24 protein-coding genes are annotated in these 21812 nt (G+C 71.4%); 10 read left to right on the top strand and 14 right to left on the bottom strand.

Annotated elements, in window-relative coordinates; translation table 11 throughout:
• The first annotated feature begins 52 nt into the window (after positions 1 to 52).
• From DEJ48_RS03235 to DEJ48_RS03225, 3 genes are all read left to right on the top strand, one after another.
• Positions 53 to 880 (top strand): hypothetical protein, encoded by an 828-nt coding sequence (locus tag DEJ48_RS03235; RefSeq protein WP_150214275.1) that lies wholly within the window; start codon positions 53 to 55, stop codon positions 878 to 880.
• Entirely contained in the window at positions 877 to 1926 is a 1050-nt protein-coding gene (locus tag DEJ48_RS03230) for a hypothetical protein (protein ID WP_150214273.1), read from the top strand. The genes DEJ48_RS03235 and DEJ48_RS03230 overlap by 4 nt, the downstream gene beginning before the upstream one ends.
• An 80-nt stretch (positions 1927 to 2006) precedes the next feature.
• Positions 2007 to 3158, top strand: coding sequence for a hypothetical protein (locus DEJ48_RS03225; protein WP_150214271.1), 1152 nt, complete (start codon positions 2007 to 2009; stop codon positions 3156 to 3158).
• Here the strand turns inward: DEJ48_RS03225 and DEJ48_RS03220 are convergent.
• From DEJ48_RS03220 to DEJ48_RS03210, 3 genes are all read right to left on the bottom strand, one after another.
• Positions 3074 to 3346 carry a helix-turn-helix domain-containing protein gene (locus DEJ48_RS03220; RefSeq protein ID WP_150214269.1) on the bottom strand — a complete coding sequence of 91 codons (273 nt, stop codon included), beginning with the start codon at positions 3344 to 3346 and terminating at the stop codon, positions 3074 to 3076. The genes DEJ48_RS03225 and DEJ48_RS03220 overlap by 85 nt on opposite strands.
• 25 nt (positions 3347 to 3371) lie before the next feature.
• Positions 3372 to 3929, bottom strand: a complete 558-nt coding sequence (locus DEJ48_RS03215; protein WP_223831866.1) for a DUF2975 domain-containing protein — start codon at positions 3927 to 3929, stop codon at positions 3372 to 3374.
• 424 nt (positions 3930 to 4353) lie between these two features.
• Complete coding sequence (locus DEJ48_RS03210) at positions 4354 to 5934, bottom strand: amidase family protein (protein ID WP_150214266.1); 1581 nt, start codon at positions 5932 to 5934, stop codon at positions 4354 to 4356.
• Between the two features lie 309 nt (positions 5935 to 6243).
• Between DEJ48_RS03210 and DEJ48_RS03205 the strand changes: the two genes are divergently transcribed.
• Positions 6244 to 7917, top strand: a complete 1674-nt coding sequence (locus DEJ48_RS03205; RefSeq protein ID WP_223831865.1) for a class I adenylate-forming enzyme family protein — start codon at positions 6244 to 6246, stop codon at positions 7915 to 7917.
• Between the two features lie 107 nt (positions 7918 to 8024).
• On the opposite strand, the gene eno is transcribed toward DEJ48_RS03205, so the two are convergent.
• Positions 8025 to 9341, bottom strand: a complete 1317-nt coding sequence (gene eno, locus DEJ48_RS03200) for a phosphopyruvate hydratase (protein ID WP_150214262.1) — start codon at positions 9339 to 9341, stop codon at positions 8025 to 8027.
• 235 nt (positions 9342 to 9576) lie between these two features.
• On the opposite strand from eno, the gene DEJ48_RS03195 reads away from it, so the two are divergent.
• The gene (locus tag DEJ48_RS03195) at positions 9577 to 10026 is read left to right on the top strand and encodes a MarR family winged helix-turn-helix transcriptional regulator (RefSeq protein ID WP_150214260.1); all 450 of its coding nucleotides are present in this window, start codon (positions 9577 to 9579) and stop codon (positions 10024 to 10026) included.
• Positions 10027 to 10045: 19 nt separating this feature from the next.
• On the opposite strand, the gene DEJ48_RS40145 is transcribed toward DEJ48_RS03195, so the two are convergent.
• The 4 genes from DEJ48_RS40145 to DEJ48_RS03180 form a co-directional block, all read right to left on the bottom strand.
• Positions 10046 to 10174, bottom strand: coding sequence for a hypothetical protein (locus DEJ48_RS40145; protein WP_263399477.1), 129 nt, complete (start codon positions 10172 to 10174; stop codon positions 10046 to 10048).
• A 97-nt stretch (positions 10175 to 10271) separates the two neighbouring features.
• Positions 10272 to 10577: a hypothetical protein gene (locus tag DEJ48_RS40140; RefSeq protein WP_223831864.1), complete on the bottom strand. Its 306-nt coding sequence runs from the start codon at positions 10575 to 10577 to the stop codon at positions 10272 to 10274.
• 54 nt (positions 10578 to 10631) lie between these two features.
• A complete protein-coding gene (locus DEJ48_RS03185) occupies positions 10632 to 11762 on the bottom strand; it encodes a CU044_5270 family protein (protein WP_150214258.1) in 1131 nt (376 codons plus the stop codon).
• A complete protein-coding gene (locus tag DEJ48_RS03180) occupies positions 11759 to 12418 on the bottom strand; it encodes an RNA polymerase sigma factor (protein ID WP_190537162.1) in 660 nt (219 codons plus the stop codon). Before DEJ48_RS03180 ends, DEJ48_RS03185 begins: the two co-directional genes overlap by 4 nt.
• 137 nt (positions 12419 to 12555) lie before the next feature.
• On the opposite strand from DEJ48_RS03180, the gene DEJ48_RS03175 reads away from it, so the two are divergent.
• The 3 genes from DEJ48_RS03175 (at position 12556) to DEJ48_RS03165 (ending at position 14801) form a co-directional block, all read left to right on the top strand.
• Complete coding sequence (locus DEJ48_RS03175; RefSeq protein ID WP_150214256.1) at positions 12556 to 12930, top strand: VOC family protein; 375 nt, start codon at positions 12556 to 12558, stop codon at positions 12928 to 12930.
• Positions 12931 to 12981: 51 nt separating this feature from the next.
• The gene (locus tag DEJ48_RS03170; protein ID WP_150214254.1) at positions 12982 to 13893 is read left to right on the top strand and encodes an alpha/beta fold hydrolase; all 912 of its coding nucleotides are present in this window, start codon (positions 12982 to 12984) and stop codon (positions 13891 to 13893) included.
• Positions 13894 to 13991: 98 nt separating this feature from the next.
• A complete protein-coding gene (locus tag DEJ48_RS03165) occupies positions 13992 to 14801 on the top strand; it encodes a MerR family transcriptional regulator (RefSeq protein ID WP_150214252.1) in 810 nt (269 codons plus the stop codon).
• Here the strand turns inward: DEJ48_RS03165 and DEJ48_RS03160 are convergent.
• Both DEJ48_RS03160 and DEJ48_RS03155 read right to left on the bottom strand, forming a co-directional pair.
• Entirely contained in the window at positions 14779 to 15681 is a 903-nt protein-coding gene (locus tag DEJ48_RS03160; RefSeq protein WP_150214250.1) for an aminoglycoside phosphotransferase family protein, read from the bottom strand. The genes DEJ48_RS03165 and DEJ48_RS03160 overlap by 23 nt on opposite strands.
• A 112-nt stretch (positions 15682 to 15793) precedes the next feature.
• A complete protein-coding gene (locus DEJ48_RS03155) occupies positions 15794 to 16642 on the bottom strand; it encodes a LysR family transcriptional regulator (RefSeq protein ID WP_150214248.1) in 849 nt (282 codons plus the stop codon).
• A 127-nt stretch (positions 16643 to 16769) separates the two neighbouring features.
• On the opposite strand from DEJ48_RS03155, the gene DEJ48_RS03150 reads away from it, so the two are divergent.
• Positions 16770 to 17495: an SDR family oxidoreductase gene (locus tag DEJ48_RS03150; protein ID WP_150214246.1), complete on the top strand. Its 726-nt coding sequence runs from the start codon at positions 16770 to 16772 to the stop codon at positions 17493 to 17495.
• A 43-nt stretch (positions 17496 to 17538) separates the two neighbouring features.
• On the opposite strand, the gene DEJ48_RS03145 is transcribed toward DEJ48_RS03150, so the two are convergent.
• Together DEJ48_RS03145 and DEJ48_RS03140 are read right to left on the bottom strand one after the other, a co-directional pair.
• Positions 17539 to 18960 (bottom strand): helix-turn-helix domain-containing protein, encoded by a 1422-nt coding sequence (locus DEJ48_RS03145; RefSeq protein ID WP_150214244.1) that lies wholly within the window; start codon positions 18958 to 18960, stop codon positions 17539 to 17541.
• 84 nt (positions 18961 to 19044) lie between these two features.
• Positions 19045 to 19587, bottom strand: a complete 543-nt coding sequence (locus DEJ48_RS03140) for a sugar O-acetyltransferase (RefSeq protein WP_190537160.1) — start codon at positions 19585 to 19587, stop codon at positions 19045 to 19047.
• Between DEJ48_RS03140 and DEJ48_RS03135 the strand changes: the two genes are divergently transcribed.
• Positions 19586 to 20530: an endonuclease/exonuclease/phosphatase family protein gene (locus DEJ48_RS03135; protein ID WP_150214242.1), complete on the top strand. Its 945-nt coding sequence runs from the start codon at positions 19586 to 19588 to the stop codon at positions 20528 to 20530. The two genes, DEJ48_RS03140 and DEJ48_RS03135, sit on opposite strands and share 2 nt — an antisense overlap.
• A 20-nt stretch (positions 20531 to 20550) precedes the next feature.
• Here DEJ48_RS03135 and DEJ48_RS03130 read toward each other — a convergent pair whose 3' ends face one another.
• Together DEJ48_RS03130 and DEJ48_RS03125 are read right to left on the bottom strand one after the other, a co-directional pair.
• Complete coding sequence (locus DEJ48_RS03130; RefSeq protein WP_150214240.1) at positions 20551 to 21030, bottom strand: hypothetical protein; 480 nt, start codon at positions 21028 to 21030, stop codon at positions 20551 to 20553.
• Entirely contained in the window at positions 21027 to 21773 is a 747-nt protein-coding gene (locus DEJ48_RS03125; protein ID WP_150220919.1) for an alpha/beta fold hydrolase, read from the bottom strand. The genes DEJ48_RS03130 and DEJ48_RS03125 overlap by 4 nt, the downstream gene beginning before the upstream one ends.
• Positions 21774 to 21812 lie beyond the last annotated feature (39 nt).

Below are 21812 nucleotides of genomic sequence, written 5' to 3'. Positions count from 1 at the left end.
ATCTGAGCCTTACCGAAGAACCGAGCGGACAGCACGGAACGAGGAGGACCCGATGGCGTATCCGTGGACGGGATCGATCGGCGTCCCGCACGCCGTGGCGGTGCTCGCCACGGCCCGCGGGTGCGGCGCGACGCTGCTCACGGCCGCGGCCGGACTCATCGTCGACGACGCGGTGGGCCGCGTCGGGCAGACGGTGGTCCTCATGGACGCCGACACCGACGGCGGCGGTCTCACCGAGCTGACCCGGTGCTGGAACGCCACCTCCGAGGCCAGGGTCGACGGCCTCATCGGGTTCGCCGAGGACCCCATCGAGCTGGCCAACCGCTCCGTGCACGGCTATCTGCGGCACGTGCGCACCGGGGACCCGCGCCGCCAGGACATGGCGGTGTTCCCCCTGGGTCCCGGCGACAAGCCCGGCGAACACCTGCCGACGAACGGAACGCTCCAGGAGACCGTAGGCGCCGCTGTCGAACGCCTGATGGACCTCCAGGGCTGTCTGATCGTCGACTGCGGTGTCGTCCGCACCCCGGTCACGCTCGAAGTGTGCCGCCAGGTCCAGCACATCGTCCTGGTCGGCCGGTCGGGGCCGACGAGCGACATGGAGACCGCCGAGCTCATGGCGTGGCTGACGGAGCGCGGCCTGCGGGAGAAGGTCCTCGGTCGGGTGTGCAACGACCCGCACGGCGCACGACCGGGGAGGGCCGAGGCCACGGAGGCCTCTCCCGCACTGATGCGACTGCCGTACGACCAGGGCGGCGCGGCCACGATAGCCCTGGGGCGGCTGCCGGGCACCGGCAGCCCGCTGGTCCTGGCGCTGTGCGAGCAGATGCTGGCACGGTGGCCGGACGTTCTCAACGACGGCGCCATGGGGGCGAGATGAGCGATGACAGGACCGTGACCGGTACCGGTGCGCCGCCGGAGGTGCGCCGCGCGTCGCACGTGACGGACGACAGCGACGTGTTCGTGGACCTGTGCGCGAACGCGCTCAGCGAGACCGGACTGCATCATGTGGCCCAGTACCGCTGGGGAGTCTTCGGCTACTCGGCGGACATCCTGGACCGGCTGCCCGAGGCGCAGGGCGGCGGTTTCGGCGGACCCGGCGGCAAGGAACAGGACGTCAGGCGCGAACGGTTCGTACGCCTGGGCCGCCAACTCCACTATGTGCTGGGCCGGATGGACCACGTACTGCGTTCCGTCGACAGCGGCAAGCTCATCCGCAGCGTGCTCCAGGTCGGTGACGGCGCCGTCTTCCACTACTACTTCCGCGCGGACGACTGCCTGACCGGCGTCTCGCTGGGCGCCGACACCGTGGACGCGGGGGACCGGGCCATGGCCGAACTGGTGGGATCGTTCCGCCAGGAGATCGGTCTGCCCCTGATGAATCCGGGCGGCTTCGAGTCGGAGACGTCGCTGCCGGTGATCGAGCGGACGTCCCACGCGGTGCCGAAGGACCCCCACCGGGTCGTGGAGGGGTACTGGGGGACGACGGAGCCCGAGCTGCTCGACCACTGCGTCGAGTCGGTCTCGCCCGACGCCCTGCACTACGCCGGATACGTCGCACCGGGCACCGGCCGGCTCAGCGCCGACGTCTTCAACGACCCGGAGCTGTCCCGCTTCTTCGGCGGCAGCCTCACCCGCGACGAACGGCGCACCCGCTACACGGAACTCGGCGAGCGTCTCCACTACGTCGTGGCACGCCTCAACCAGTCCCTGCGCGCGGTGATGCCGGGTCGGCTCTCGCGGGTCGTCCTCGACGTCGAGGAGGGCGCACTGTTCTACGTCGACCGTCCCGATGACCACTTCCTGCTCGGCGTCACCCTCGACCAGAGCCAAGTGGCCCGCGCCGACCGTAAGATGAACGACCTGGTGCATCTGGTGTCCGGGGACTGTCCGGAACCAGACGCGGAACCGGTCGAAAAGCGCTGAACTCCTGAGCATGCGGTCCCGGCGCCGCTCCACTGCTGGGATGCTCGTCGTCGTAGCAGCCGGCCGGACGGGAGCGGGGCATGACAAGGACGCTGAGGGCGGCGTACCACCTGTGGATCATGCTCGCCGTTCTCGGTTGCGCCTGGGTGCTCTCCGCCGTGACGGGGACCGGGCTCCTCACCGACTCCGCGGCCTACCCGGTGATCGTGTCGCTGCTGCTCGCGGTCGGACTGTACGGCTCGACCTCCGGCATCGATCTCGCCGAGGCGCGCGGCGACCTGCGCACGCTGATTCTCGCGGTCACCGTCGGCGTGCTCGCCAAGGCGGCGCTGATCGTGCCGGTGCTGTGGCTCGCGGTCCGGGAACCGGCGTACCTGATCCTCGCGGTCGCGGTCGCCCAGATCGATCCGCTCTCGGTGGCGGCCCTGCGCGCACGCAGCCGTATGTCGGAGCGCGGCAAGACCGTGCTGTCCGTCTGGTCGTCCTTCGACGACCCGGTCACCGTGCTGCTCACGGCCTATCTGGCGCCGGTGGCACTGAGCGCGCTGGACGGCGGGGCGGACGCCTCCGCGCTGCCCGTCACCCCGGACGCGTACGCCTTGACGATGCTGGGGAACGTGGCGTTGTGCGTCATGGCCGCACTGGCGTGGTGGGCGCTGCGGTCGCGGCGGGGGGCGGTGGGGAGCGGGTGGCGCGCCGTTCTGCGCACGGCCGTCTGCCTGCTGGTGCTGGCCGGTTTCCTGGCAGCGGCCACCGCGTGGGGCCTGATGCTGGGTGTGGCGGTCGTCGGCCTCTTCTACCGGCCGCCCGTGCTGGTGCCGGTGGTCGGCCGGGTGCTGACCGCCGCGTACTACCTGGCGCTGGTCGCTCTGGGGCTGCTCCTGGTCGACGGCGTCGAGCCGGGGCCGGGGATCGCCCTGGGGGCGGCCGCCTTCGCCGCCCAGATGATCGTCGGATGGCTGATCGCCCGGAACCTGGACCACTACGACCGGGTGTCCCTGGCGCTCGGCCAGCAGAACGGCGTGACGGCGGTCGTTCTCGCGCTGTCCCTGCAACCGGCGTTCCCGCGCACGGTCGGGATCGTCGCGCCGGCCGTCGTCACGGTCAACGTCCTGCACTTCGTGACGAACGAGTTGTGGAACCGCCGTCAACCGGCGCCGTCCGCCGGGCCCCCGGGTGCTCGGCCCCGGTCCGCCTCACCGGCATCGTGGGTGATCAGATCCCCCGGCTGACACCGGAGCACCTCGCAGATCCGCGACAGGGTCGAGAAGCGGACGGCCTTGGCCCGCCCGTTCTTGAGCACGGACAGATTGACGACGGTGATCCCCACCTTCTCCGACAGTTCGGTGAGCGTCATGCCGCGCTCGGCCAGCAGCCGGTCGAGGTGGATCCGGATCGAGTGCAGTTCCTCTTCGGGCATCAGATGGTCTCTTCGGTCGCGGGCCTCAGATGGTCCCTTCGAGATCCTCGCGCATCCGGACGCCCTCGCGCATGATCTTCCCCATGATCACGGCGGCGAGACCGGCGAGGATGAGTGCCTGCGGCCCGGCGAAGGTCGCCTCCACCCCCACGACCGGCGCCATGCTCGAGGCGAGCCAGGACTGCGACCAGCCGACGACGAGTCCGGCGACGGGTGTGCCCACGGTGACGAGCCAGCCGAGGGCGGAGAGGCGCCGCGACACGGTCTCGGTGAACGGCCCCTGTTCGAGGACGGCCCTGAGCAGCCGGGAGAAGAGCAGCAGCGACAGGGCGCCGAACAGCAGCCAGGGCAGCTGACCTCCGAGGTCGGCGGCGCGCTGCGCGAAGGACGGGCCGTCCTGGCAGAGGCGGGCGGCGCTGCTGACGGCGTCCACGCCCTTGTCGACGGGGAGGGGTTCGTCCGACGCGAGGGAGGCGTTGGCCCAGAAGCCGGTCTCCACGCAGACGGCTCCGTCGTCGAGCATGTGCGTGACCGCCTTCCCGGCGAAGGCGAGGCCGCAGAGCACCGCCAGTGCGAAGGTCACGGATGCCAGGGTCCTCGTAAGTCGCGTGTTCACTGCTAGCCTTCCTATCGTTTTTCGATATGCCTCAGGGTAGGGGGCCATATCGATAAGCGACAAGTCCTGCTCGCGCAGCCGACCACCGGGAGCGCCGTGATCCTTCCGAAAGTTCGCGACCCACGCCTCATCGCCCTCCGTCGCGTTCGCCGCCGGGTAGGCGGCGGCGGTGGCGCGCGCGAACTCGTCCTGGAGGACCAGCGGGTGCGGAACGAGATCTGCTGGTCGGTGTTCGACTGTTGAGGTACGTTCACGACTGGCCCGTCAGAAGCCCGGGTCGTCGTGCACCCAGGCCGCGCTCCATGTTCGCGGCCTGGGTGTTCCCTGAGCGAGCGTGGTGGCCGCAACCCGTGTGCGGCGAGTGCTCAACCGGCTTTGTGGCGAGGGGAGTTCATCGCTCCGATCCCGTCGTGCCCGACGTCGGCAGATACCGCGGTGCCTGCCACGCCTTGAGCCGGTCCTCCACCGACGCTCCCAGCGACAGCAGTTCCGCGTCCTTGTGGTTGCCGGACATCAGGAGCAGGCCGACCGGGAGCTCGCCCACGGATCCGGCGGGCACCGAGAGAGAGGGGTATCCGGCGACGGCCGCGGGGGTGGAGGAGGGGATGACGTCGTTGTCGCCGCGTGCGCAGTCCGTCGTCCATGCGGGCGGGTTCGTGGGCGCGGCGATGGCGTCGAGGTGGTGCTTGGAGAGGGTCTCGTCCAGGGAGCGCTGGGACAGGTCCTTCAACTCGGCTCGCATCGCCCGGTACTTGGGATCGGTCGTGGGCGGCGCGGCGAGGGCCTGCTCGAACAGTTCCTGGCCCGCGAAGCAGCTCTGCTCCCGCGGATGGGTGCGGTTGAACTCGATGAGCTCCGCGAGGTTCCGCGGCCCCTCGCGCGTGGCGAGGTACGCGTCGATGTCCCGGTGGAACTCGCTGAGCAGCGCCGGGAATTCGAGCTCGGCGAGCCGTGCCTGGTACGGGGGTGTCACCTCGACCACCTCGGCTCCGGCCTTGCGCAGCTTCTTCGCCGTTCGCGTCATCAGCGCGTCCACGTCCGCCCCGAGCGAGGGCAGGCGCCACAGGCCGATCCGCTTGCCGCGGAGGCTGCCGGGGGCGGTGTCGCCGTACGCGCCCTCGGTCCCGCTCAGTACGGACAGCGTGAGCGCCGTGTCGGTCACGTTGCGTGCCATGGGACCCGCGGTGTCCTGCTCGGCGGAGATCGGGACCACGCCGGACTGGCTGACGACGCCGAGGCTGGGCTTGTGGCCGACGACGCCGTTCATGCCGGCCGGGCACACGATGGAGCCGTCCGTCTCGGTGCCGATCGCCACCTGCGCCAGCGACGCGGCCAGCGCGGCGGCGGAACCGGACGACGATCCGCACGGATTGCGGTCGAGGACGTAAGGGTTGTTGGTCTGGCCGCCCACCGCCGACCAACCCGAAGTCGGCTTCGCGGCACGGAAGTTGGCCCACTCGGACAGGTTCGTCTTGCCGAGGATCACGGCTCCCGCCTCGCGGAGCCGGGTCACGAGTGCGGCGTCGGTGCCGGGCGGGCTCCCGGCGAGCGCGAGCGACCCCGCCGTGGTCGGCATGTCGCGGGTGTTCACGTTGTCCTTGAGCAGGACGGGGATGCCGTCCAGCGGCCCGAGGGTCTTGCCGTGCCGGTGCCGCTCGTCGCTCGCGGCCGCCTGGCGCAGCGCCGTCGGACTGGTGCGCAGCACGGAGTGGATCTTGGGATCGACCTTCTCGATCCGTCGCAGGTACGCCCGGGTCAGCGCCGACGAGGTCAGCGAACCGCGCGCCATGCGTGCCTGTAATTCCGGGATGGTCACGGTGTCGAGGTCGACCCCGGACACCCGGTCCGTACCGTTCGACCGCGCTCCGGCACCGGAGTCCGTGGCGGCGCTCGCGCCCGTACCCGGTACGCCCGTCAGAAGGGACCCCGCGACAAGCGCGGCGGTCATCGTGGCAATGCTTCTCTTCCCCATGAGGATCAGCGCACTACACGCGCACCACTCGACGCAAGGGGTACGAGGTGTCCGCGACATGAACCGGGGCTCGGCGTACCCCATCAACGCTCACGGGATGAGGGATCGCGCGCGCACACGACCTGAGCGGTCTTCAGGACAAGGTCCGGAGGGGCAGTGTTCCGTGCCCCGCGGACCCTCCCGTACTGTCCCCACAGCGTTGGGAGGGGCGGCGATCACCCCAAAGCGGGGCATAGTACTCCGCCTGTTTCCGGCCGGACCCGCCCCCTGCGCCGCCTCGGCCCCCGCGCCGCATGTTTGCATATGTCCATGATCGACAACGCACAGCAAACAACCGAGCCGCGGACGTACGGGACGTACGTGGACCGCATCCTGGAGCACTGGCACACGGACGACAGCGCCGAAGCGCTCGTCCAGGGCGAGCAGCGGCTGACCAGGAGAGAGGCTCGGCAGCGGCTGTTCGGTCTGGGGCAGGCGCTGCGCCGGCAGGGGCTGGAGCCGGGTGACGGAGTGGGCCTGTTCCTGGCCAATCGCGTGGACTCCGTACTGGTGCAGCTCGCCGTGCATCTCATCGGCTGCCGCGTCGTGTTCCTGCCGCCCGAGCCGGGGCCCGGCGAGCTCGCCGCGCTGGTCGAGCAGTCCCGGGCGCGCGCCGTCGTCACGGACCCGCTCTTTGCCGACCGGGCCGCCGACGCGGCCGGCCGCAGCGTCCACGCCCCCACGCTGCTCAGCCTCGGGCCCTGCGCGGAACAGTGCGCGGACCTCCTGGCCCTGGCGGCCGAGTGCCCGGCGATACGTCCCGAGGGCATACCCGCCCCGGCGGCGGACGAGGCCGTCACCGTCCTCTACACCGGCGGCACCCTCGGCCGCCCCAAGCTCGCCGCGCACAGCCACCGGCTGTACGACGCGCTGGTGGGCCTGCTGGACGACGCGCAGGACTCCGAACAGGAAGCCGCCGGGAACACCTCGGCGGACCCGTCCCGCGCCTCCTCCCGGAAAGCCGGCCCCACCCTCTTCCCGTCCATGGCCCCGGCCTCGGACCGTGTGCTGGTCTCCACCCTGCTCACCCACGGCAGCGGCCACCTCACCTCGCTCCAGGCGCTGGTGACGGGGGCACCCCTCGTCGTACTCCCCGAGTTCGAGGCGGGCGCGGCGCTCACGGTGCTGCGCGAGGAGCGGATCACGGCCACGATGTTCGTACCGCCCATGCTGTACGCGCTCCTCGACCACCCGGAGTGCGAACCGGGAGCCCTCCCCGACCTGAGGCGCGTCATCGTCGGCGGCGCGGCGACATCGCCCAGCCGTCTGCAGCAGGCCGTCGAGGTCCTCGGGCCCGTGCTCGGCCAGGGCTACGGTCAGTCGGAGGCGCTCGGCATCGCCGCGTTCGGCGCGGAGGACCTCGCGTCGGAGGGGGCCCGGCGCCCCGAGCTCTGGCGCAGCTGCGGTCGCGCGATCACCGACACCGAGATCGAGATCCGTGCCGAGGGCGGCAAGGAGGCGCTGGCCGTCAGGCAGGTCGGCGAGGTGTGCGTGCGGGGCGAGACGGTGATGCTCGGCTACTACGAGGACCCGGAGCGCACCGCGGAGGCGCTGCGCGACGGCTGGCTGCGCACCGGGGACATGGGCTACCTCGACGCGGAGGGCTACCTCTACCTCGTCGACCGGGCCAAGGACATCATCGTCACCGGCAGCACCAGCGACAACGTCTACTCGCGGGTCCTGGAGGACTTCCTGCTCACGCTGCCCGGCGTGCGCAACGCGGCGGCGCTCGGCGTACCGGACGAGGAGTACGGCGAGGCCGTACAGATCTTCCTCGCCACGGCTGAAGGCGCCGACGTCGACCCGGACGTGGTCGGCGCGGCGGTGACCGCGGAGCTGGGGGACCTGTACACGCCCCGGAAGACGGTCCTGCTGGACAGGCTGCCGACGACGAAGGTCGGCAAGGTCGACAAGAAGGCGCTGCGCGCCGCGCTGGCCAGCTGACCCGCGCTCTTCGCACCCCGTGCGGGCCACCCGATCGCATCGCGGTGGCCCGCACGCCCAATTCCCGCTACCGCTAGGGACTCCCGACACAGGCCCTAGGGCCGCCCCTACCTCTGTCGCAGCACAGAACCGCCCGCGTAACGAGCCGATCCGCCCAACTCCTCCTCGATCCTGATCAGTTGGTTGTACTTGGCGGTGCGGTCGGAGCGGGAGAGCGAGCCGGTCTTGATCTGGCCGCAGCCGGTCGCCACCGCGAGGTCCGCGATGGTCGTGTCCTCCGTCTCGCCCGAGCGGTGCGACATCACGGCCGTCCAGCGCGCCTGTCGGGCCGTGGTCACTGCGGTCAGTGCCTCGGTCAGCGTGCCGATCTGATTGACCTTGACCAGGATCGAGTTGCCGACACCGGTGCGGATGCCCTCGCGCAGCAGCGCCTCGTTGGTGCAGAACACGTCGTCGCCGGTCAGCTGGCAGCGGTCGCCGACGCGGGCCGTCAGTTCGCGCCAGCCGTCCAGGTCGTCCTCGGCCATCGGGTCCTCGATGGAGACGATCGGGTAGGCGTCGATGAGTTTGGCCAGGTACTCGACGTTCTCGGACGGGGTGCGGCGCACGCCCTCGCCCGCGTAGTCGTACACCCCGTCGCGGAAGAACTCCGACGAAGCCGGGTCCATGATGAGGCCGATGTCCGCGCCGGCGCGGTAGCCCGTGCGCTCGATGGCGGACATCACGAAGTCGAGTGCCTCCTCCGCGGTGCGCAGCGCGGGCGCGAAGCCGCCCTCGTCGCCGACGCCGGTGGAGTGCCCGGCCGCCAGCAGGTCGCGGCGCAGGGTGTGGAAGACCTCGCTGCCCATGCGGACCGCTTCGGCGAAGGTGTCCGCGCCCACGGGCGCGATCATGAACTCCTGGAAATCCAGCGGATTGTCGGCGTGCGCACCGCCGTTGACGATGTTCATCATCGGCAGCGGCAGGAGGCGGGCGTCGGCTCCGCCGAGGTAACGGTAGAGGGGCGTGCGGTGGGCCGCAGCGGCGGCCTTGGCGGTGGCGAGGGAGACGCCGAGGATCGCGTTGGCGCCGAGCCGGGACTTCGTGGCGGTGCCGTCGAGATCGACGAGTGCGGCGTCGAGCCCCGCCTGGTCCGCCGCGTCACGGCCGCGCACGGCGGCCGCGATCTCCCCGTTGACGTGGGCCACCGCCTGGTCGACGCCCTTGCCGTGCCAGCGCGCGGAGTCGCCGTCACGCAGTTCCACGGCCTCGCGGGCGCCGGTGGACGCGCCGGAGGGGACGGCCGCGCGCCCCAGGGACCCGTCGGCCAGAACGACATCGACTTCGACCGTGGGATTGCCCCGACTGTCGATGATCCGGCGGGCGGTGACGGCCTCGATGGCGGCGTCGTTCCGGCCGGCGGGCCCGGTTGCCTTGCTGGACATGGGAGTTCCTCCCCGTTGTCGTGTGCCGGGCCCCGGCTGCGACAGCGCTGGCGCTGAGTCCGACAGACCAAACCCTACAGCAATGCTGATCAGTTTTGCTGCACAGCATTGCTGAGGAACATCACCACGCCTGTCGGCCAACGCCACCCCGTCCCACGCACCCGCCCACGCGGCCACCCACGCAGCCGCGCAGGTCAGATACGCGAAGCCACGGACCGTCGCGGTAAAGTGCCCTATGCCCACCTCGCCCGCATCGCCGACCGCGCGCCCCTCGGAAGCGGCCGCCATCGCCGCCGAACTGCGCACCGCGATGGGCAAACTCACCCGGCGCGTCAAGCACGAGGACCGCATTCCGCTGGGCCAGGTCGCCGTCCTGGGCGCACTCGACCGCGACGGCGCCATGACCACCAGCGACCTCGCCGCCGACCAGCGCGTACGCCCTCAGTCGATGGCCCGGGCGGTCGGGCTGCTCATGGAGCAGAACCTGATCACGCGCAGAGCGCACCCCACGGACGGCCGCAAGTCACTGGTCGAGCTGACGGACGAGGGCCGGGCGGCACTCGAGGCGGAGCGCGGCCGCAGGGTCGGCTGGCTCGCGCAGGCCATCGAGGACGAACTCACGGACGAGGAAAGGGTGTTGCTGGAACGCAGCGCGTCCTTGCTGGAACGGCTCGCCTCGCGCTGAGCGCGACGACTGAGCTTCCTCAGGGCACCGGCCCCACAGCCCGTTCCCCCACCGCCGCCAGCAGCGCCCACGCAGTGGCCTGGTTGGCGCTGATGATCGGCTTGCCCAGGCGTTCTTCGAGGTGGGGGAGGGCGTCGTACGTGGGCAGCGCCGTGCAGCTGATGAAGAGGGCGTCGGCGTCGGGGTGGTCTCAGGTTGGCGGGCGCCGGCCGCGTGGAGCGCGGCCGTGACCGCGCCGCTCGTCGTCAGCGCCCGCGCTCACCGTGGTGCCTCATCGCTTCCCGGAGCGCCCGCTCGCCCGCCGCTCCGCCGGCGAAGGTGCAGGCCGTGCACAGGTAGGCCACGGCCTGCGCCCCGCGTTCGACGAGAGTGCGGGTCGGCTCCGCCAGCAGGCCCGGGTCGCCCAGGCGGGAGACGAGCTCCAGGTTGTCCTGGTAGGGGACCCGGTCGGTGAACGTCAGCGTCAGCTCCACCCCCGGCGGGAACCAGCGGCGCAGTTCCGCCTCGCGCGTGAAGTCGTAGGACGCGACCACGCCGACGTGTGGCTTCATGTCATGGACTCCCGGGTTGCTCGGGCTCCGGGCCTTGCCGACGCCGTGTGGGCCTCAGCTCTCGCGGGACGCGGCAGGCACCTGGCCTGCCTTGTCGACCACCGCGAAGTCGATCACGGCCTCGGCCGACATGAGCGTTCCCGCCTTGCCGTATTTGGTGTCCTTGAACAGGTGGCTCCGTGATCCGAGGAACGTGAGGTCCTGGGCGTCGAAGACCCATTCGGTGCGCGCGCCGAACGTCGTGTCGTCGCGTGCGATGCCGACGCCGGTCCGGCCGGTGACGTCCTTGGCCGTGGGCACCTTCGTCACTCCGGGGATCCTGGCCGCGGCCCGGTAGAGGGCGGCGGCCGTCTCGGGCGGCGTCACTCCGCCGAGCAGGCTGCCGATGCAGTCGAAGACGGCCTGGTCGCGCTCCGCCTCGTCCGTCTTCGGCACCTTGGCGTACAGGTACGTCAGCAGCTCCTCGGGGTCGGTGGGCAGGGTGGACAGCCAGTGGTACGTGGGGCGGCCGAGGCCTGCCGGTGTGCCGTGGGTGTCGCCCAGTTGAGCGTTGATGGGGAGAGTCTCCCCTTCGCTGCGGGTGACTCCGAGCTTGCGCAGCGGGCCGGGCTTCTGCGACACCCAGGACTCCGTGTCCCTGAGCGGGCCGACGACCGCCTTGCCGCTGGTGAGGTCCGCCTCGCGGACCTTGGACCTGGTGTACGCGAACTGGTCGTCCCTGACCCGCAGCGCGTGGCCCTTGCCCGCGGCGTCGGAGATCTGGTCGAGAAGTGCGGCCGCGGGCCGCATGTTCCTCGCGTCGTGCCGGCCGGTCGACACGACGGCGGGTGCGTCGTCGCCGGACGTGAGGGCGACGCCGGTGGCGAGGATGCCGCCGAGGGCGAGGGCCGAGACGGGCACGAGGAGGGCGGGGCGCAGGAGACGGTGGGCAGGGCGGGTGCGGCTTGTGCGGTCGGTGCGGCTGGTGTGATCGGTGCGGGTGGCCTGGTCGTGGTTGTGGTCGATGCGTCGCATCAGTCGTTCCTTGTGGTGGAGGTACCGCTCGTGCGGGAGGCCCCGATGGGCCGGGGGCGGCAGCAGCCGGGCGATCTCCTCGACGTCGGCGTCCGAACGCCGGGCCCCGGTCGCAGGCGTCGCAGCGGTCGAGGGCGTCGCAGCGGTCGAGGGGGTGTCCCTGTGGTTCATGCCGTTTCCTCCCGCACGGGCAGGGCCGCGAGTGCGGCTTCACCCGTCATCTCTCCGCGAGTGAATCGCGGTTCCCTGATTCTTTCCGCTCTCTCGTCGGCGGCCGCCTCGTCGGCGAACCGGGCGAGCTTCGCCCGCGCCCGGGACAGCCGCGAGCGCACGGTGCCGACGGGAACGCCGAGCGCCTCGGCCGTCTGCCGATAGTCGAGACCGGACCACACGCACAGCGTCAGCACTTCCCGCTCGTGGCGCTTCAGCCGGCCCAGCGCGGCCTGTACGGCGTGCAGTCGGCGCGTGTCGTCGATGCGCCCTGCGATCTCGGGGGCGAAGTCGGCGACCACGGTCTGCTGTCGCTGGCGGGCCAGGAACGCCAGACGGCGGCGCAGGCCGCGCCGTGTGTTCTCCGCCTTGTGGGTGGCGATGCCCAGCAGCCAGGGGCGCAGGGAGCCCTCGTCGGCGTGGAGACGTTCTCGCCCCCGCCACGCGGCCAGGAACGTCTCCGACATGATGTCCTCCGCGGTCGACCAGTCGCCGGTGAGCCACAGCGCGTGCTGGTAGACCTGCCGGGCGTATCGGTCGTACAGCTCGGCGAACGCGTCGCGCTCGCCGGCTCTCACGCGTTCGCGCAGATCTTCTTCTGAGTCCCTCACAGTCATTCCCTCTCCGCCGCTCCGGCGGAGTTCCTGTGACCTGCGCCATACGTCGACCAGTCGACCAGTCGAGCCGTCGATCCGTCGAGCAGCCAACGGTATGCCCATGGTGTGGGTGGGGGACGCGAGGGCAGTGTGGGGGCATGACTACGACGCTCGCCGCTTACGTCCTCGGTACGCCCGATCCGCCCGCCCTGGCCGATTTCTACCGTGCCCTGCTGGGCTGGGAGGAGGTCGAGCGCGGCCCGGAGTGGGTCCGCCTGCGGCCGCTCGACTCGGAGCGGCCCGGCCTCAGCTTCCAACTGGAACCCGACCACACACCCCCGACGTGGCCGCAACGCCCCGGCGCGCAACAGATGCAGGCCCACCTGGACGTGCAGGTCGACGACCTGGAGGCGGAGACCGAGCGCGCCTGCGCGCTGGGCGCGACGCCGGAGGAGCATCAGCCGCTCGAGCACGTACGGGTTCTCCGCGACCCGCACGGCCATCTGGTCTGTCTCTTCCTCCCGGGAGCCTGAACGCGAGGAAAGGTTGACCCTGACCCTGCGTCAGGGTTGGAGGCTGGTCGCATGACGAACCACAGCACCGCCTCCGTCCGGCCCACTCCGCCGGTCGGGGAATTCCAGAAGATCGACGACCGCGACGTCTTCGTGCACCGCTCGGGCAGCGGCGGCCCCGCCGTCGTCTTCCTGCCGGGCGCTGGCGCCGTGGGCCTGGACTACTTCGGAGTCCAGCAGATGGTCGCGCAGTTCACCACCGCCGTGACGTACGACCGCGGCGGCACGGGCTACAGCGACCACGTCCCGCTGCCGCGCGGCGCCGCCGAAGTGGCCACGGAACTGCACGAGCTGCTGCGCGCCCAGGACGTCCCCGGCCCGTACGTCCTGGTGCCGCACTCCCTCGGCGGCCTGTACGCGCACCGGTTCGCGCAGCTGTTCCCGCAGGACGTGGCGGGCCTCGTCCGACTGGACGCCCTCGACCGCGACTGGGACGACTTCATGCCCGCCACGGCGACGCTCGCGGCAATCGAGCGAATGGGCCCCGGCCGCGAACAGATGGAACAGATGCGTCCGGCCTTGCGCGCCATGAGGGCCGAACTGCTCGCGGAGTACCCGGAGCACGTACGGCAGGCGTTGAGCGACGCCAAGGAGAACGAGGCGTGGACCGACGCGGGCATCGCCGAACGCACCGGCCTCGCCGATCTCGCCACCGAGCTGCGGGCCGGGCCCGGCCTGCCCGACGTCCCGGTGATCGCCCTCACCGTGGTGGGCGCCGACCCTGCCCAGAAGACGATGGCTCCGGACCGTACGTGGCAGGAGATGAACGAAGGCAAGACGAGAATGGACGCGGCCGTCGTCAGCACGGTCTCGCGCGGGGAGCAACGCGTACTCCACGACACGGCCCACCACCGCCTCTGCTTCGACCGCCCGGACGCCGTGGTCCAGGCGATCCGTGACGTCATCGCACGGGCCCACCCCTGATCGTGTTCGACCAAGATCACCGCTGATTAGACTCGACGCGACCACGGCAGAGAGCGCGACCATGGCAGCAGGCGCGACCACGGCAGAAAGAGGGAACGGTGCTCACCATCGGCCAGCTCGCCGCGACCGCCGGCGTGACCGTGCGCACCGTTCGCCACTACCACCACGTCGGCCTGTTGCCGGAGCCCCGGCGTGACGCCTCCGGCTACCGCCGCTACAGCGCCCAGGCGGCGGTCGATCTCATCCGGATCAGGACCCTCGTCGACGCGGGCGTGCCGCTGGCCCGTATCGACGCGCTGCTGCACGCCCGGCCGGCCGAATTCGCCGAGGCCATCGACGACATCGACGCCGAACTGCGGCGCAAGATCGACCAGCTCGACGAGAACCGGCGCCGGATCGCCGAACTGGCGCACGGCGAGAGGCTCGTGCTGCTGCCCGAGGTGGTCGCCGTGCTCGACCGGATGCGTGAGGTGGGGATCAGCGAACGGCGGGTCCGGCTCGAACGTGACGCGTGGATCCTCATGCAGGCGCTGGATCCCCAGCTCGTGCCGCTGCGGATAGGGGAGAAGAGCGCGGCTCTCGGCGACCCCGAGACCAGGCGCCTCCTGCTCGCCTGCGACCGTGCCGTCGACTGGGAACCGGACGATCCGCGTCTGGGCCCGCTCATCGACGACCTTGACACCTGGGAGGTCGAACACGCGCAGGAGGGCGGGGGCGGGAGCGAGGGCGATCCGGCCGGGTATCTGACGCTGGTCTCCTCCCGTATCCGCGAGTCGTCACCGGCGTGGCGGCGCATCATCGACGCCCTCGCCCACCGTGCCGAGCAGCGCAGGTCGTCGCCCAGCCGGCCGTCGCTCAGCCCGTCGTCCCTCAGCCGACCGTCCCTCAGCCGAGCAGCGCCTCGGTGATCTGGCGGGAGGTCTGCGCGGCGACTCTCGGGCTGACGGCGGCGTACGTGGTGTAGGCGTTGAGGCCCGTGGCCAGTGCCCAGCCGCGGCCCCGGGTCCAGGTGGCGTCGTCGACGCCGAGCGCGGTGCGGAAAGCGGTTCGGCTCGCGGCGGACATCAGGGTGTACGCGATGGTCAGGTCGCAGGCCGGGTCACCGATGCCGAGCCCGCCGAAGTCGATGACCGCGCTGAGGCGGCCGTCGACGGTCAGCATGTTGCCGGTGTGGAAGTCGCCGTGGAACCAGACCGGCGGACGGTCCCACGCGGGTGCGGCGAGTGCCGCGTCCCACAGCTCCGTCATGGCCGCTGCGTCGAACACGGCGTCGAGCTCGGCGATGGCGGCCCGCGTCGCGCGGTCCCGTTCCGCCAGCGGCTCTCCGAGCAGCGGCCCCTCCACCGGGAAGTCCTCCGGGAAGCCCTCCGGTACGAACGACTGCAGGGCGGCGAGGAATTCAGCCAGTTCGACGGCGGCCCGGGGCGAGTCGGCCAACGACTCCGCGGTCGCCACCTCGCCGTCCAGCCAGCGCGACACGGCCCACGGCCACGGGTAGCCGAAGTCGGGCCTGCCGACCCCGACCGGTACCGGAATCGCCAACGGCAGGTGCGGCGCGAGCCGGGGGAGCCACACGGACTCCTTCGCGGCCTGCCCGATGGCCCCCTCGTGGCGGGGCAGCCGCACGGCCAGGTCGTTCCCCAGACGGTAGATGACATGGTCCGAGCCCGCCGGCTCCAGCAGTTCGAGAGGCAGTGCGGACCACTGCGGGAACTGCGTGTCGACCAGGCGTCGGGCCAATGTGCCATCGATCGTCGGCCGGGTGTCCGCGGTGCCACCGGTCGTCAAGTGCAACTCCTGCGCTGGGCCCGCTCGTTGCCGCGGGCGATCGGAGTCATCCCAACGCCTCAGGGGGCATTTGTCGATCTGTTTTACGGCGCCCGGGGCCGTCCGTGCCCGGTCAGAGCCGTGTCGCGGTCCGCACGAGTCCTGCGACGGCCCGGGACCGGCTGTGGGGCGGCCACGCGATGACCGTCGTGACTGCCTGCGCGTCCACCACCGGCACGGCCGCGAGATCATCGCTCAACTGGGCGCGGCACGACTCCGGTGCGATCCAGCAGGCGCGGCCGAGCGCGATCAGTTGGAGCAGCTGTGCGTGATCCCGGGCCTGCGGACCCTGTCCTTCCGGGTACGTACCGTCGCGTCGGCGCCAGCGTGGCATCGGCAGGCCGGGCAGCCCCGCGACCTCGGCCGCCCGCACCTGCTCCCGGGACGCGAGGGGATGCCCGGCCGGCAGCACCACGATCTGCCCCTCGGTGTGGAGTTCCTCGACGTCGAAGCCGGCCATGTCGTCGAACGGCAGGTGCAGCAGGGCCACGTCGGCCCGGCCGTCGCGCAACATCGGTTCCTGCTCGCCCATTCCGCAGAGCAGCAGGTCGACGGTGACGGCGTCGGGTTCCGCGGCGTACGCGTCGAGCAGCTTCGCCAGCAGCTCGCTGGACGCGCCCGCCTTCGTGGCGAGGACCACGCTTGGGCTGCCGGTCGCGGCGAGGGCGGCGCGGCGGGTACGCCGCTCGGCGGCCTCGACGGCGTCCAGCGCCGCCCGGGCCTCCCGCAGGAGGACCGATCCGGCCTCGGTCAAGGTCACCGCGCGGCTCGTGCGCTCCAGCAGCACCGCGTCGAGACGCCGTTCGAGTCGGCCGATCGCCCGCGACAGCGGGGGCTGCGCGATACCGAGACGCTGAGCGGCCCTGCCGAAGTGCAGTTCCTCTGCGACGGCGACGAAGTACCGCAACTCCCTTGTCTCCACAGAGCGATGGTACCGGGGGTCACCCCACCGTCCCACGGCCCGCCGCCTGGATCGATACCCGTGAGGTATCGCCGCCCACCCGATCGGTGTTGGCCCCCTCCCGCCGTGCCCGCACAGGATGGACGGCATGAGCGAACAGACGATCGCGCTGGTCACCGGCGCGAACAAGGGAATCGGGTACGAGATCGCGGCCGGTCTCGGCGCCCTCGGCTGGCAGGTCGGGGTCGGCGCCCGGGACGAGGAGCGCCGCGAGACCGCCGTGGCAAAACTGCGGGCGGCGGGCGTCGACGCGTTCGGCGTACCGCTCGACGTGACCGACGACGCGAGCGTGACCGCCGCGGCAGAGCGGATCGAGAACCGCGCCGGACGCCTCGACGTGCTCGTCAACAACGCCGGGATCACCGGCAGCGCACCGCAGATGCCGACCACGGTCGACGTCGCGACCGTGCGCGCGGCCGTGGAGACCAACGTGATCGGCGTCATCCGCGTGACCAACGCGCTGTTGCCGCTGCTGCGCCGTTCGTCTTCGCCGCGGATCGTGAACATGTCCAGCGGCGTCGGCTCCCTCACCCGGCAGACCGCCCCCGGGAGCGACACCGGCCCGATCTCCGCCGCGTACACGCCTTCGAAGACGTTCCTGAACGCGGTCACGGTCCAGTACGCCAAGGAGCTGAGCGACACGAACATCCTGATCAACGCGGCCTGCCCCGGCTACTGCGCGACCGACCTCAACGGATTCCGCGGCGTCCGCACCCCGGAACAGGGCGCGGCGATCGCGATCCGGCTCGCGAACCTGCCCGACGGCGGCACGACGGGCGGCTTCTTCGACGACGAGGGGGAGGTGCCGTGGTGACGTGAACGCCCGGGACAGGGCGGGCCGTTCAGGGTGGTGAGGTTCAGGGTGGTTCCGTTCCCCACCCGTCGGAACCCAGCCAGGTGTACGTGGGGCGCCCCGTGTACCCGCTGGTGCGGAACGGTTTGCCCTGGTCGTCGATGCGCAGCACGCCGTGCCGCTTGCCGCTGGACCACTTCAGGTCCATGTGCCACCGCACGTCATGAAGTGCGGTGCCCGCCGTGACGAGGAAGACCTGCGGGTCGCTCTCGCTGACCTCGTACGGGAAGTCGGGCTGTCCCGTCACGGGCGTGGCGCGCGGCACCGCTTCGTCGAGGTCGACGGTGAAGGACTTGGCGTAGATCTGGTCGTCGCAGCGCGTCGGTATCGCGAAGTTGTTCCAGGCGAGTGGCGGGTTGCTGCTCCGCACGCGGACGTCCATGGAGTCCAGGACGACCGGGTCCTTCCCGGTGCCCTGCACGGTGACTTCGATGTACTGGCGACGGGCCGAGACCGCGCCGAGTTCCCCCACCCAGGCGGGCACGTCCTGCTCCGCCGGTGGCTCCGGCACCGCGCCCGGTGCCCTGTTCACCAGGAAGTCGTGTACGCAGCCGTCGTAGAGGAACGGCCTGACGCGCGTCGTCAGCGGCGTGACGGGGGCCTTGCTGCGTCCGCCGTCGGGGCCGGTGCCCTTGCCGCTGCCATGGGAAGGGCCGGTCGTCGACCGGTCGCGGTCACTCTTCTCGTGCGGGGATGCGGACGGACCGTCCTGTCTGCCCTTGCGGTCTTTGCCGTCCTTGCCTTCGCCGTCCTTGCCCTTTCCGTCTGCACGGGAGGAAGTCCCGGTATCGGGACGGTCGGTGTCGGCGCCCCGGCCGGGCCGGTCGGAGACGGAGGGGCTTGAGGTGCCCCGGAGTGGCGGAGCGGTGGGGCCGGGGACGTGCTGCTGCGTCTGCCGTTCGCCGTCACCGCTGTCGTGCACGACGAGCGTGGCGGCCCCGAGGCCGAAGACCGCGGCTGCGACGCCCGCGAGGACGAGGGTTCGCCGTCGCACGTACGGGAACAGGAACGGGCGCCGCACGTACGGGAACGGGGACGAGGGAGACGGGGCTGGTGGGGACGGGTCCGTCGGGGACGGGGGGATCGCCACCACCGCAGGCACCGCCTCCGGCACACCGGGAACGCCGGGACCGCCGAGCGCGTCGGACCGCTCCGACCTCGGCCCCCGGTCCGCATCCGCCAGCACCCACAGCCGGTGGGTCTCCACCAACTCGCGCGGCGACGCCCCGCAGAGCCGCGCGAACCGCTCCACCGTCACGTACACGGGCGGCACCGAGTCTCCGCTGCAGTACCGGTGTACCGCCGACGTACTCAAGTGGAGCCGCCGCGCCAGCACCCCGTAACTGAGGCCGGACCGTTCCTTGAGCTCCCGGAGTAACTCCGCGAGCGATTCCGCCCCCGCCCCCGCCCCTGCCCTCGTCCCCATCCGCCCCAGCGCTCCCACCGACCCGCCCCGTAACGTGTTCCTGGTCGAGACGCTAGACGTCCGGACGTGTTTCCGGAACCGGACTCACCACTGACGGTTCACGGTCGCCTTGCTTCCGGTCACCAGGCTGGCCGGTGGCACGTCGTCGGCCACCACCGCCCCCGCGGCGATCACCGCGTCGCGGCCGATGCTGACACCGGGAAGGATCGTGGCACCGGCGCCGATCCACACGTTCTCCGCCACGTCGATGGGCCCGCCGGTGAGCCAGCTCCGGCGCTCCTGGGGGTCAACCGGGTGGCCGACGGTGATGAACGTGACCTTGGGGGCGATCATCACGCGCTCGCCGATCCGGATACCGGCGTAATCCAGGAACGTGCAGTTCTGGTTGATGAACACGCGGTCCGCCAGGTCCAGGTTGAGGCCGTGGTCCGTGTAGAAGGGCGGGTAGATCGTGACCTTCGGGGGCAGTGGCCTGCCCAGGATCTGCTCGAACAGGGCCGCCTTGCCCTCGTCGTCCTCGAAGGGCAGGACGTTCAGGCGGGACGTGAGTCGGGTGGCGTGCAGCACCCGCTCGGACATGTCCTTGAACTCGGGGCTGTGGATGCGCATGAGCCGATCGCCGGACATGTCAGGGTCCCTCCTTCGTGTGATCCGATGCCGTCACATAATCTCGTGCGTGCACACGGCAGTGACTGCGGGGCATGCGGGGCGACGTCGGATAGAGGAGGCGAAGGTGTTCCGTAAGGGCACGCGGTTGCTGGCGGCCACGCTGTTCGCGGCCTTCATGCTGCTCGTCGGCCCCAGCGCCCCGAGCGGCGCGCTCTTCGTCAGGTCGCTGCCCGTGGACGCCGTCGGCGAGGTCGTGCCGAACCGGGTCATGACGTGGAACATCTGCAATCCCTGCGACGTGAGCGACATCGACCGGGCGGCGGACATCGCCACGTACGCGCCCCAGGTCATCGGTCTGCAAGAGGCGTGCGCACGGGACGTGGAGCGGATCCGGAACTACCTGCGGAGCTTCTACGGGCTGGAGTACCACGTCCGGTACGGGACGGTCCTCCAGGACTGGGGCCGTTGCGGGGGAGTGCCGTGGAACCCGGGCGGCTTCGGCCAGGCGATCCTCTCGGCCGCGCCGATGACGGACCCGGTCACCGTGGAGTATCCGGACGGCGGTTCCGAGGACCGTGGTTACATGGCCGTCACCACCACCGTGGGCGGCCGGTCCGTCCGCGTCTTCAACACGCACCTCGCCCAGCGGCAGCAGGAGACGTTTCGGGCGGCCCAGGTCGGCGTACTGGCCAAGGCGGTCGCCCGTTACGACCGTGCGATCGTGCTCGGCGACTTCAACGCGGTGCCGGACGCCCCCGAACTCGGCCGTCTCTGGGAGTTGGCCGAGGACACGGACTCCGAGTGCCACCCCGAGCCCACGGGGCCCTGCGAACCGACGACCGACTGGCACAGCAAGTTCGACTACGTCTTCCTCCGTGGCTTCGCGGCGCGCGAGCACCGCGTACAGCCCACGCCCTACTCGGACCACCACATGCTGCACACCGACGTCGAGCCGAAGTAGGCCGTTGCGGGCGGCGACGGTCAGCCGTCCTCGTCGTCCACGTCGTCGTCCGTGTCGTTCCTGGACGCGCGGCGCCCCCTCGTGACCGCGAGGACGCTGCCCGCGACGGCGATCACCGCGATGGCCAGAGCGATGCTGAACCCGCCCTGCGTGTCCCAGTACACGTCCTCCAGACTGATCAGCAGCGCCGCCTCGTCGACGACGAGTGCGAGGCCCACCCCGTACGCCAGCCCTATCCAGGCGCGCGCCCGGGCGGAGCGTTCGGCGAGGCCCGCCGCGCCCACCCCGGCGAGCAGCAGGATTCCCCACACGTAGTGGTGGATGTGCATCCCGCCGGCCTGCATGTCGCCGATCCCGGCCGCATCGATGTGGATGAGCCAGGTGAGCAGACGCATCCCGCCGAAGGTCAGGGCGAATCCCCACCAGGCCAGGATGAAGCCCCTGCGCTTCGGGGAGATGCCGGGCAGCAGGCGCAGCCAGGGAGAGGGGTGGGACGTCATCCGCGTTCTCCCGCCGTGAACTTCTCGATCAGCGCGGCGAGGGCGTCCGGCGCGCCGAAATGCGCCGCGTGGGCGGCGCCGGGGAGATCCCGTGCGTGTCCGTCGGCGACGAGGTCCGCCACGCGCCGCGTCCACGCGGCGGAGGCGATGGTGTCACCCGCTCCCCGTACGACGAGGGTGGGCGCGCGGACCCGGGACAGGTTCGACTCGAATGCCGAAGCCGCGTCCCGCAGCGCGTGGCGGAAGGAGGCGGCGCAGCGCAGGGGGCCGGTGACCAGGTAGTCGACCCCGGCCACCGCGAGCAGGCCGAGGGGCTCCCTGGGTGCGTCGGCGACGAGCCTTCCGAACTGACGCAGGCCGGAGGCGCTCGGGTCGAGGGCGGGGCCGACCAGCACGAGGTGGCTCACCAGGTGGGGGCGGCGGGCGGCCAGGGCCGCGACGACCTGGCAGCCGACGGAGTTGGCCACCAGGACGTTGGGCCCCGGCGGGAGCGCGCGGTCCAGGCCGCGTGCCAGGGCATCCGCGAGCCGTCCTACGTCAGGCGCACGGCGTACGGCGGACCGTGAGCGCCCGTTGCCCGGCAGGTCGGGCACGACGGCGGTGGCGCCGCTCGCGGCCAGCCGACGCGCGAGCGGCACGAAGTAGCGGCCCGAGAGCCCGAGTCCGTGCACGAGCACGTGGGTCGGGCGGCCCTCGCGCGGTGGGGGCCCGTACCTGCGGGCGTAGAAGCCGAGGTCAGTCATGTGATCCACGTGCCCACGATCGCTGCTCGTAGCGCCCTG

The organism is Streptomyces venezuelae, assembly GCF_008642315.1.
GTDB lineage: Bacteria > Actinomycetota > Actinomycetes > Streptomycetales > Streptomycetaceae > Streptomyces > Streptomyces venezuelae_D.
This window is presented reverse-complemented; position numbering and strand designations above follow the sequence as displayed.